Source organism: Bacteroides sp. LFL-34, from assembly GCF_027257075.1.
Lineage (GTDB): Bacteria > Bacteroidota > Bacteroidia > Bacteroidales > Bacteroidaceae > Bacteroides > Bacteroides ovatus.
Map to the genome: position 1 here is coordinate 153,418 of NZ_JAPQKZ010000009.1, position 12,489 is coordinate 165,906.

8 protein-coding genes are annotated in these 12,489 nt (G+C 44.4%); 3 read left to right on the forward strand and 5 right to left on the reverse strand.

What is annotated here, in order from left to right; all coding sequences use genetic code 11:
- Nucleotides 1-19 precede the first annotated feature (19 nt).
- The gene (locus tag N5O98_RS07555) at nucleotides 20-1,030 is read left to right on the forward strand and encodes a methylcobamide--CoM methyltransferase (RefSeq protein ID WP_004309179.1); all 1,011 of its coding nucleotides are present in this window, start codon (nucleotides 20-22) and stop codon (nucleotides 1,028-1,030) included.
- Entirely contained in the window at nucleotides 1,023-1,700 is a 678-nt protein-coding gene (locus N5O98_RS07560) for a vitamin B12 dependent-methionine synthase activation domain-containing protein (protein ID WP_004309180.1), read from the forward strand. The genes N5O98_RS07555 and N5O98_RS07560 overlap by 8 nt, the downstream gene beginning before the upstream one ends.
- An 89-nt stretch (nucleotides 1,701-1,789) precedes the next feature.
- On the opposite strand, the gene N5O98_RS07565 is transcribed toward N5O98_RS07560, so the two are convergent.
- The 5 genes from N5O98_RS07565 to N5O98_RS07585 form a co-directional block, all read right to left on the reverse strand.
- Complete coding sequence (locus tag N5O98_RS07565) at nucleotides 1,790-3,361, reverse strand: sodium:solute symporter (protein ID WP_022199859.1); 1,572 nt, start codon at nucleotides 3,359-3,361, stop codon at nucleotides 1,790-1,792.
- Between the two features lie 133 nt (nucleotides 3,362-3,494).
- The gene (locus tag N5O98_RS07570) at nucleotides 3,495-5,300 is read right to left on the reverse strand and encodes a corrinoid protein (RefSeq protein WP_149948973.1); all 1,806 of its coding nucleotides are present in this window, start codon (nucleotides 5,298-5,300) and stop codon (nucleotides 3,495-3,497) included.
- Between the two features lie 78 nt (nucleotides 5,301-5,378).
- The gene (locus N5O98_RS07575) at nucleotides 5,379-7,667 is read right to left on the reverse strand and encodes a glycoside hydrolase family 31 protein (protein WP_118161141.1); all 2,289 of its coding nucleotides are present in this window, start codon (nucleotides 7,665-7,667) and stop codon (nucleotides 5,379-5,381) included.
- Between the two features lie 152 nt (nucleotides 7,668-7,819).
- The gene (locus N5O98_RS07580) at nucleotides 7,820-9,679 is read right to left on the reverse strand and encodes a right-handed parallel beta-helix repeat-containing protein (RefSeq protein ID WP_118161142.1); all 1,860 of its coding nucleotides are present in this window, start codon (nucleotides 9,677-9,679) and stop codon (nucleotides 7,820-7,822) included.
- A gap of 111 nt (nucleotides 9,680-9,790) precedes the next feature.
- The gene (locus N5O98_RS07585) at nucleotides 9,791-10,270 is read right to left on the reverse strand and encodes a DUF456 domain-containing protein (RefSeq protein WP_118161143.1); all 480 of its coding nucleotides are present in this window, start codon (nucleotides 10,268-10,270) and stop codon (nucleotides 9,791-9,793) included.
- Between the two features lie 249 nt (nucleotides 10,271-10,519).
- On the opposite strand from N5O98_RS07585, the gene N5O98_RS07590 reads away from it, so the two are divergent.
- Nucleotides 10,520-12,277: an AAA family ATPase gene (locus N5O98_RS07590; protein ID WP_118161144.1), complete on the forward strand. Its 1,758-nt coding sequence runs from the start codon at nucleotides 10,520-10,522 to the stop codon at nucleotides 12,275-12,277.
- Nucleotides 12,278-12,489 lie beyond the last annotated feature (212 nt).

Below are 12,489 nucleotides of genomic sequence, written 5' to 3' on the forward strand. Positions count from 1 at the left end.
GAAGTTAAAAACTAAAATTATGGGTAAACTGAATATGAAAGAATGGATCAGCCAAACGATCCAAGGTAAGGAAACGATTGCAATTCCGATCATGACACATCCGGGTATCGAATTTATCGGGAAAACGGTGCATGATGCGGTAACAAACGGACAGGTTCATTATGAGGCTATCAAAGCTCTTTGTGACAAGTATCCGGCTGCGGCAGCAACCGTTATCATGGATCTGACGGTAGAAGCGGAAGCTTTCGGGGCAGAGATTATCTTTCCGAAAAATGAGGTGCCCAGTGTGTCCGGCCGTTTACTGGCGGATGAAGCTGCTATTGAAAAGCTGGAAGTTCCGGCGTTGAATAAAGGAAGAATCCCGGAATATCTTAAAGCAAATATGCTGACAGCCAGAAATATTACAGACCGCCCGGTTTTTGCCGGTTGCATCGGTCCTTATTCGCTGGCCGGACGTTTGTATGATATGTCGGAAATCATGATGCTGATTTATATTAATCCCGATGCAGCCAATACGTTGTTAAGAAAATGCAGTGATTTCATCACCCGCTATTGTATGGCATTGAAAGCAACCGGTGTGAACGGTGTAATCATGGCTGAACCTGCTGCGGGATTGTTATCCAACGAAGATTGCCTGCAATATTCTTCTTTATTTGTGAAAGAAATAGTAGAGAAGGTACAGGATGATCACTTTGCCGTAGTACTTCATAATTGCGGAAACACAGGGAATTGCACGCAAGCGATGGTTTATACCGGTGCAGCCGCTTACCACTTCGGGAATAAAATTAAGATGGAGGAAGCGTTGAAAGAGGTTCCGACCGATGCACTGGCAATGGGAAATCTGGACCCGGTGAGTCTTTTCAAGATGGCAGGCCCGGAAACTATGAAAGAAGCGACTTTGCAACTATTAGAAGCTACTCGTGCATATCCCAACTTCGTATTGTCAAGTGGTTGTGATATTCCACCCCTCACACCTTCAGCAAATATAGACGCATTTTATGCCGCATTGGAAGAATTCAATAATGTTTGAACAGGAACTCACTTATCAGAAACTACAGATCCCATCACTCGAAATTTACGAGGCGATGGGATATAAAGATTCTATGCCGGATGGAATGGTTATAGAGGAAATAAATACTTTACTGGACCGTACCACTCCCCTTCTTCGTCCCCGTTTTTTCTTTTTCATCGCCGATGGACTGCTCGACACCGAAAAAGCAACATTGACAGTAAAAGATACGGTTCTCTCAATCGGTAAAACCATTACCCGCCAATTACGGGGTTCGGAAGCTTTTGCCTTTTTTACCGCAACTGCCGGAGTTGAATTTGAGGAGTTCCAACATCTCCTCCAGCAAGAGGATGACATGGTGAAAATATATATAGCAGATTCATTGGGGAGCATCATTGCAGAAAAGGCTGCTGATTGCATGGAAGAGGAGTTGGCTGTATTTATCGAAAAAAGAGGTTGGAAACACACTAATAGGTACAGCCCCGGTTATTGCGGATGGCACGTATCGGAACAACAAAAACTATTCTCCTTATTTCCGGTTGCTTCGCCTTGTGGTATTCAGTTGACTGATTCCAGTCTGATGATTCCCATCAAATCTGTAAGTGGTATTATTGGAGTGGGTTCTCATGTCCGTAAGCTGGAATATACTTGCGGGCTGTGTACGTACGAAAATTGTTTTCGCAGAAAATAGTTTCACCACAGAGGACGCAGAGGACACAGAGTCTTTTATTATTAGATAATAATCTCTGTGTCCTCTGCGTCCTCTGTGGTGAATAAAAACTAGTGGCCATTGAAGAAGATGTAAAGCCCGATCATAGTCACAATAAGTAATCCCCATAGGATAAGAACAATTCGTGCAGGTTTGTCCTCTATCTTTTCCATATTCAAGATGCCCAATTGCGGAGACTTATCCCACAGGCTGACTACTATCATGCCTATTCCGATGATAACGAATAAGTAGAAGGAAAGCAGCATAAAATGAGGCCACGCATTATATTGTTCGGCCGGAAATACCCATAAATACAAAATTCCCACTCCGATACTGAACACAGTTCCCAATGTCAGAGCCATATTAGCTGCCAGAGTAGTGGTGCGTTTCCAGAACACGCCAAAGAGAAATACAGCTGCCATCGGAGGAGCTATAAATCCCAGTACAGACTGGAAAACATTAAATAGATTCAGTCCCTTGATGCTGTCGATCGCTATGGTTATTATCACAGAGATTAGTGCACCGACTACCGTAACCACTTGTCCCACTCTGATAATCTCTTTCTGCTTGGCCTGCGGTCGGATTTTCTTCACATAGATATCCATCGTGAATACCGTACTTAATGCATTCAACGCAGAGCCGACAGTACTTACCAATGCTGCTGTCAATACAGCCAATACCAAGCCGACCATTCCTGTCGGGAACAAATGAGTCACCATTGTCATGTAAGCCTCATCGGGATTCTCCAATTGTGGGAATAAAGCGAGGCAGATAATGCCGGGAAGAATGTAAAAAGGTACATCTAATATTTTCAACCATCCGGTAAAGTTGGTTCCCATCTGTCCTTCTTTGAGATTCCTGGCAGCAAGAACCGGTTGCACCATCGACTGATCCGTACACCAAAACCAAACTCCCATAATAGGATAACCCAGGATAATAGGTAGCCAAGGAAAAGCCGGGTCATCATTTGGATGGAAAAGATTCCAGTAATCCGCCGGAACGGCGTCCACCAGTGCTCCTACACCGCCCACTTTATAGATTCCCATGATAGCCAGTGTGGCTGATACTACAATCAACAGTATCATTTGATATACATTCGTGTAGGCCACAGCTTTCAGTCCGCCGAGCATCGTGAAGAAAGCGGAGATGACAAGTAACAGCAATGCCGATTGCCACATAGGAATATCGAAGACCTGACGGATCAGAACTCCACCGGCAAATAAAGTCAATGCAAGCCATGAAATAAGAATGGTAATAATGGTATACCAGGCAAGGATGTTACGGGTAGATTGTCCGAAACGTTTTCCCATAAATTCGGGCAATGTCGTGATGCGACTACCCAAATATCGGGGAGCAAAGACAAAAGCAAGCAGACATATAAAGACAAATGCATACCAGGCATAATTCCCCGAAACAATACCGGTAGTAAATCCGGCACTTGCGGAAGCTATCAACATGGAAGGTCCGACATTTGTCCCCCACATGGAGAAGCCGATATGATACCATCTCAACGAATTCTCCGCAAGGAAAAGACTACTCCCCTTTTTTCGTTTTGAACTTGCCCATATACCAATAGCTATCAAAATAAGGAAGTAGGCAATCAGAATACTCCAATCTAATGTCTCTAAGAATTTCACATGCATAATTCAAGTATTAAATAAGTAACGTAAGTTTAAATCTAATTTTCTTTCAGGCAAGGATTACATGGATTTCACGGTTTTAATAGGCTATGTAATTAAGAGCCGTGTTGATCCGTGTAATCCGTGCCTTTTTATTCTATTTTTTATTTCCAATCAGTTCTTTGGCAACTGCCACGGCTGTATTCGCATTATCACTATATCCGTCCGCACCGATTTCGTCAGCAAACCCCTGACTGACGGGTGCTCCGCCAATCATCACTTTCACTTGATTACGAATACCGGCCTCTTCCAATGCCTGGATAACCTCTTTCATATACGTCATGGTAGTAGTCAGCAATGCGCTCATGCACAAGATGTCAGCATGGTTTTCCTTCACAGCTTCCACAAACTTGTCACAAGTCACATCAATACCAATATTTATGACTTCAAAGCCGCACCCCTCCAGCATGGAAGCCACCAGGTTTTTACCAATATCATGGAGATCTCCTTTCACTGTACCGATGACAATCTTACCGATTGTAGTGGAAGCACTTTCTGCCAATAAAGGTTTCAGTAGTTCCAAAGCCCCTTTCATGGCACGTCCTGCCATCAACAGTTGGGGAACAAAAGCCTTTCCATCCTGGAAACGTTGTCCCACTTCGCCCATTGCTTTAATCATATAATTATTGATAATCATTTGGGGAGCTACTCCTTCCGCAATAGCTTGCCGGGTGATTTCAACCGCAGGTTCCAGTTTCCCGGCAACAATGGCTTCATACAGAGGTTTCAGTTTATCCTCTTCCCGATGTTGTTCTTCCCGTATACAAATACGTTCCTGTTCGGTAGCTGCCAAGTCGGCATCCTGTTGATGTTCATTGGTATTTACAGCGGTAGAAGAACCGGTATATTCTTCGACAATCCGCATGGCCTGTTCCACTTCCTTTTCGTTATGGAAATCCATTTCCAAATGTACACCGTCCGCGCCGATATGATCCAATAGGGGTTTTAGTTCGTCTAATGTCACCCAGCAAGCCATCACGCTCTTTCCTCCTGCCAGAATCTTCTTATACAGATCGTACCATTTGGGAGATCCTCCCTGTGGTTCGCCCACTCCGGGGGTCCATTGAATCGCATTCAATTCTTCAATTTCAAGCAAAGCAGGCAGGTGATGCATGGCTCCCACTCCATCCAGATGATAAAGAGTATAATCAATCTTCTGACATTGTTCACGAATAAAAGGTTGCACAAACCGGCGATAATCATCCTGACTAATCATGGTCGAAATATCACTTTGCAGTTTACTCATCTTTCCGGGAGCCCAGGACGAGAAATAACAGAAAGCCATCTCGTCGCCTTCACGGATGATGTCGTATAGTTCATCAAATACTTTGAAGTAGATGTCGTTGATTTGCTGCATCTGCTGTTCCAGGATTTCGGGCTGCATCACTGTGTCCAATAATACCCTATCCGTTCCTTTCAGTGCGGCCAGGACATCCAATCCTTCCATCAGGTCGGGCATACCGACAAAGTAGTGTCCGTTGGCTTTCGCTTTACAGGCTTTCAGGAGTTCTTTATGAAGAATCCAGTTCGGGTGTTCGGGGTTAAAGACTATTTCATCGGTGAAATCCGGGTTGGGATGAATCCAAATGGTGTCTTCCCCGCCTTCAAACACTCCGCCTAAAATGGCGGCTAGAGAACCGGGACCCAGTTGGGTATTCGCAACCGGAAGAATATCCGCTTTCAGACTGCTGTGCGCTACGTACCAGTCCAGATATTCAGCTCTCCATTGAGGGTCGAACCATTTTTGCGACAAATCTTTTGCCGGCGCAGGAGGTACTATCTCTGCATGTGGTTGCACTCCTTCCTGGAAGTGTTCCCACATATTGAGAATGATTCCTTTATGGTTCCACCAATTTATATAACGTTGTTTTGTTTCTTCTAAATTACTCTTCCATGTTTTCATACTATACTAAATTAATTAATTTTCTACCACAATCTATCATAGTCCACCACAGATTACACAGATTAACACAGATATGATTTATCTCCCCTTATCATCTGTGTCAATCTGTGTAATCTGTGGTGAACTATTCCAAAATCCTTTATAATCATTATCTATGCGTAAAGCTATGCTCTTGCTTAAATCCATTTCATCCGTACAGTCCACGTCTTCCGGATAGATGGGGATCATGGCATTTGCACGCACATATACGGGCATTTCTTCCAACGGAACATACACGTCTCTCAACCAGCATGCTCCTTCCAAACGTTCTCCCGTAAAGAAGTTCACCCATTTTCCTTCGGGAAGATAGATATCCCGAAGGTTTTCGCTGTTCATCACCGGAGCTACCAGGAAATCATTGCCGAAATAGTATTCATCATCTATATGCCAACAAAGTTTATCTTCCGGATGATGCAGAATGAGTGCCTGCAAGAGCGGATAGCCGCTTTCTATGGCTAGTTTACTTTGTTCTACGATGTATGGAATGAGCGAATAACGCAATTTCCACCACTTTTTCACCAACGGAGCTATGGCCGGATAGTGCCAGGGTTCACGCTTATTGGTTCCGTGATAACGGATATGCGATGTGAATACGCCAAATTGGGTCCAACGCATGTACACATCATCTGCTACTACCGAGTTCATAAAATTGGGCAATGTATGGAAGCCGGGAACATCATGGCTCCAAAAAGCAAATCCCGACAGGCCGAAATGTAGACCGCCTTTCAGAGAACCTGCCATTCCATCCCAGGAACTACAGGAATCGCCTCCCCAATGCAAAGGATAACGCTGGCATCCCGCCCATGCGGAACGTGCCCAGACTATGCCGTCACCTGTCACTTCTTTCGTAATTTCGTAAGCGGCCTTTTGATAAAGCAGGGCATACAGGTTGTTCAACAATTCCGGCTTCATACCTTTATAGAGGGCGTCCATGTGAATGTTTTCACCGAAATCGGTTTTGATACAGGTTACTCCCATATCCAGGAGTTGTTTCAATAGTCCTTTGTACCATTCGGTTGCTTTCGGATAAGTAAAGTCGATTGTTCCGGCATAATCCAGGGCGGAGAAGTTGGAACCATCGGTCGCTTGTTGTTTGGTCAATGGGGCTATATAATCATTGGCTCTGGCTTCATCAATCTGCTCTGCATTTTCCGCAACGTATGGAAGTTGCCATAAAGAGACACGATAGCCGTTCTTTTTCAATCGCCCGATGAATTCTTTCGGATCGGGGAACCGTTCTTCATTGAATTTCCATTCGCAGAGCCAATCGGTACGGAACCAGCCCGTATCCAGATGAATTACGTCACAGGGATAGTGTTCGGCACGCATGCGGTCGCATATTTCGTCTACTTCATCGGCACTGAAATAAGTCATACGGCTCATCCAAACGCCAAAACTCCAAAGAGGAGGCATAGACGGATAGCCGGTCAGGTCACGATAACCGCGAAGAATATCTTCCATCGTATCACCGCCTATTACAAATACATCCAACAATGCCTGGTCGCTTAGAAACTGGACGGAACGGGTGGAATGTCCGGCCAGCGAGAGCTTGCTATGAGCACATGTATGGTAGAATGTTCCATACATGCGGCTGGATAGATAGAAAGGGATATTCTTATAAGTACGCCGGTTATTGACTCCTTGCCCATCCTGGTTTTTCAGGAAGAAAGTCTGTCCGCTCAAGTCCATTTTAAAGAAACGTTCTCCGGTTCCGGCAAAACACTCATCGGGCTTACATTCAAAAGAAAGCGTTGCACGTTCTTTCCGACCGTCGCGTTTGCAAAAGGCAACAGGTAGCGCATCGTAGCGGGGAGGCGAAAAATGGTCGTAGGCTGACAAGCGGATTTCACGCTTTCCGTCAGGGTATAAAGTGATGTCAAGCGTTTCTTGAGGGTCGGGAAGCAATTCGCTCCATCGGTCTAATAGAGGCTCTTCCACATTGATAATGGCACGCTTCGTTCCGTCTTCCGTCGAAAGAATCCATTTTCCTTTTTGTTCTTTTATAAACAGGGGCACTTTCTGAATCCGGTCACTGAATTGTAGCATTTCCGACTCATCTGTCAGTACATAATCGCCGAAGCCAAGAAACAGGCGGGTGATGCCGATGTTATACTGACGGATGATTAACGTATATTCCTCCTGGGGAACATCGGTATCCGCCATCATATCGTTAGCCAGCTTTTGCTTCTGAAAGGGAACTGTTACGTAAATATCTCCTTCCTTTTCATAAACAGCCGTTGGCTTGTATGCTTTCCAAAGCGACTCATTCCTTAATAACTCGGTATCGAAATCAAGGAAATCAAATAAATGGTAGTTCGTTGGTTTCATCTATTTTATTGATTAAATATCGTTTATTGATTACTATAATTATCATATTAGTTTGAATGATTACCATACTAGTCTAGTTCTAATGATTATTACACTAGTTTATTGATTGCTATACTAGTACATTGATGACTATGTTAATCCATTGATTTGTTTCAATCTTGCTTTATTCTTCCGGCTTTGTATTTAATACTGTCCGCCACTTGAGGGCCGTTATTCTTCCACACGTTCTTTTTCCCGGGGCGGTTCGAATCAAAACGTTCAGCAGGACACCAGTTGTTCTCCATTGTATATCCGTCCGTAGCTTCATCCAGATAGATATAAAAAGCCCGGTCATTCGTAGCGTAGGGGGCTTCGATTAAATATTCGATCCGATTATTTCGCATGACGGAACCCGGCTGGTTGGAAAGAGTATACAGACCGCCTGCATCGTATAGCCGACGGGCAAAGTGATGTACATAGTTTGCTTCTATCCGGTTGTTGCACATTCCGCTCTCCAGCGATGTCCATCCCCAGCCTACACAAATCCCTGAATAGTTCAGATGGCAGACTTCATTATGAGAAATATCCATGTTTCTGACATATCCGGCGCCGATACCTACACATCCCCAGTCTTCATTAGTCACATTACTAATGAAATTGTTTCTGATAGTAATATGGGAACATAATTCCCGTACGTCAGCAGGAATAAAAGGGACGTGCGTCTCAAATCCTCCGTCCGGAAACGCACCGACCAGTAAAGCCGTTCCTCCAATATCCGTAAATTGACAATCTTCGACGCTCGATGCTGTGACTGCCCATTCATAATCCAGTCCGGTGGACGATAAATGACGGAAGGTGCAATGCTTGAAATCAATATGTTCGGCACCTCTTACACGTATCGCTCTTTCGGGACGGGTGATCCAAGCTTGATTTTCCAGTTCTGCTTTTTCCGGAAGCCCCGGTTCTTGTAGTTTATAGGCATCCAATAAAGGAAATCCCCCTTGCAAGGTGACGTGTCCCTGATAAGAAGGACGCATCCAGGAGGTATGCTCAAAAGTAATTCCGTTAAATTGTATATGTTTTACCGGACGAGACAATGTACCGTCTATGGTCACTAAAGTTTCCAAGGCAGGGATAATCACTTCAGCTGTTTCCATATTTTCGTCCGCCTGCGGATAATAGTAAATCGTGCCGGAAGGATATTCCTGAAACCATTCACCGGGTTGGTCCAGCAATTCCAGTGCATTGGTCAGGCAAAAGGAAGAATTTCCTTTCTCTCCTCCGATGACGGGTTGCGGCCAGGGATGCGCAAACTCCAAGTGACTTTCAGGTTCATGGAAGCGAACTACAGCTTGTCCGCCTTTCACGTCTATACTTTTCACACGCAAAATAGCAATTGCCCAGCGTTGATGGACAATCATTTCCAGTTGACCGGCATTTTGAAGTCTTTCCGAATTTACACTTTGAGAAACGGGGATCGTAATTGTCTGCTCTTCCGGATTGAAGTCAATCATTCGTTCCAATCCTCCGTCAGGAAATTGCGCAGCTCTTTGAACTTTATGACCGTTCACCCACATTTGCCGGGTTTCTACTCTTCTATTTCCTATTAGGGGAGCCTCTGCCGACCATATCTTCTGCCTTAACTTTTCAGGAATTGCCGGATGATTACATCCACGCTTCCACCCCGTAACAGCAACTCCACCACTAATTACAGGGTGAGCACCATCTACTGCACAAATCACCGTTGGAGAATCGGGTGTCCCACTATCTTCCGGACGAAGAAACAGAGAATTGCGCTGGGCATAAACACCCTCTTCCAAACGAATATAAATTCCTCCGGCTACTTCCGGCCGATTCAGTCTACGCCATTCACGAGCCTGTTTGATCGCCCGGTTTAATGTATAAAACGGGGCTTCCTTTGTCCCGGGATTCTTATCATTCCCCTGCAGGGATACATAAATTTCTCCCGCAAAAAGCGAGGGAAACCACCCCAAGAAAATGATAAAAGAAAGATAAGTAAAAGTCTTTTTCATGGTACTACCTCAATGTGCTACTTCAATAAAGACGAACGCACATCGATTTAGTACTCTATGTAAAGGCAATAGATAGGTTATTCTTACGAATGTTTTACAACATCAAATAGGTTACCGAATAAGACCTATGATAAATTGATAGCAAAAATAGCCACAGACAAGGAACTTCAGTAAAGTTCCGAATATAAATCCGAGTAAAGAACCCACACCTGATTTGAGTGCCTGCGAGAACTCTTTATTTCCTAATAGTTCACCAATCACCGCCCCTAGAAACGGACCAAGAATAATACCCCAAGGCAAGAAAAGAAGACCGACAAGAGTTCCTACAATACATCCCCAATTCCCCCATTTACTACCGCCACTATATTTACTTCCCAGCATCGGAGTGAAATAATCCAATACCTGCAAAACAGCTACAATCAATAGCCATACGATTAATTGTGTCGTAGAATATTGTACCTTATCCGTGAAGTGCAGAATGACCAACCCCACATAAGCAATAGGCGGACCGGGAAGAAACGGCAGAATACAACCTGCTAACCCGGCTATCATACAAAGGGCACTAATTACAATCAAAATAATGTCCAACATAATCTGTTTTTTAGTTCTGCACAAAAATACAGTATCTTTCAGTAAATACAAGCTAATCTCGAGAATTATTTCCGCCCCTTCACTACTGTTTCAGAATAGCTTTGCCAAGGCTGCAATTCTTAGTGTGAATGAGTTTTTCCAATACTTTTTTGAGGATGCCTCGTACCCAACAAGAACTTTTACTATCTTTGTGTCGTTAACGCTATTAATAAGCAAGTTATAAAAAAGAAATCAGCAGGAGGACAGAAAATGGATCCAATGGAATATATAGTACCCAACAGAAAGCGTTTACCTTACGGTATGATGAACTTCGCAGTCATCCGCCGCGAAGACTATTATTATGTAGACAAAACCCGCTTCATTCCTATGATAGAGCAGGCAGACCGGTTCTTCTTCTTCATCCGTCCCCGCCGCTTCGGCAAGAGTCTCACGCTGAACGTACTCCAACACTACTACGATGTGCGTACCCGCGATAAGTTCGACGACTTATTTGGCGACCTCTACATCGGGAAGCATCCCACAGCAAACCGTAACAGCTACCTAGTGCTTTACCTCAACTTTTCAGGTATCACCGGCGAACTGAACGATTATCGAAAAGGACTGGATGCACATTGCCAAATCCGCTTCGACTTCTTCTGTGAAGTCTATTCCGACCTCCTGCCACAAGGTATCAGAGAACGATTGGACGAAAAGGACGGGGCTGTCAACCAACTGGACTATTTGGTTTCGGAGTGCGAACGTGCCGGACAGAAAATGTATCTCTTCATCGACGAATACGACCACTTCACCAACGCCATCCTTTCCGATGCGGAAAGCTTGCACCGCTACACTGATGAAACGCATGGCGAAGGTTATCTGCGTGCTTTCTTCAATAAGGTGAAGGCAGGAACTTATTCCAGCATAGAACGTTGTTTCATCACCGGTGTAAGCCCCGTAACGATGGATGACCTGACGAGTGGCTTCAACATCGGCACAAACTACTCACTTACCCCCCAATTTAACCAAATGATGGGGTTCACCGAAGAAGAAGTGCGCGAAATGCTGACTTATTATTCAACGAACAGCCCTTTCCGCCATACTGTTGACGAACTGATAGAAATAATGAAACCATGGTACGACAATTATTGCTTCGCACAGGATTGTTACGGTGAAACTACCATGTACAACTCCAACATGGTGCTCTACTTCGTGAAGAATTACATAGATAACGGCAAAGCGCCACGAGAAATGATAGAAGATAATATACGCATCGATTATGAAAAGCTGCGTATGCTCATTCGAAAGGATAAGGAGTTTGCACACGATGCTTCCGTCATTCAAACTTTAGTGAGTCAAGGTTATATCACTGGCGAACTGAAGAAAGGTTTCCCTGCCGTCAACATCACCAATCCTGACAATTTTATAAGCCTGCTCTACTATTTCGGAATGTTGACCATTAGCGGAATATATAAAGGCAAGACCAAACTGACCATTCCGAACCTGGTGGTTCAAGAGCAGCTCTACACTTATTTGCTGAATACCTACAACGACGCAGACTTGAATTTCAGCAGCTACGAAAAGAGCGAACTTTCAAGCCAGCTCGCCTATGATGGCAATTGGCAAGCCTATTTCGGTTACATTGCCGACTGCCTAAAACGTTATGCATCCCAGCGTGACAAGCAAAAGGGCGAATTCTTCGTTCACGGCTTCACCTTGGCCATGACCGCGCAAAACCGCTTCTACCGCCCTATCTCCGAGCAAGATACACAAGCGGGTTACGTCGATATTTTCCTCTGTCCCATGTTGGACATATATTCTGACATGAAGCACAGCTACATCGTTGAGTTGAAGTACGCCAAATATCGCGATTCTGAAAACCGTGTGGAGGAATTGCGTCAAGAAGCCATCGCCCAAGCCAACCGCTATGCCGACACGGACACGGTGAAACAAGCTATCGGCTCCACGCAACTACACAAGATTGTAGTGGTATATAAAGGTATGGAAATGCGGGTATGCGAAGAGTTATAATGAACAATTTCTTCACCCTTCACTTTTCCTTGTATTATCCTATCTATAAGCAGTTTATAGGTGAAGGGTGTTCCCTTCACCCATCCTTTCACGGTAAGCGTCTCCGCGATTCTATATAGTGTATTAAAATAAAAAGGCTAATGATCCCTTTTTAGTCATTAGCCTTTTCCCATCTGTCAGGAAGCAGTTCCCTGTATTTTTCAATTGGTGTG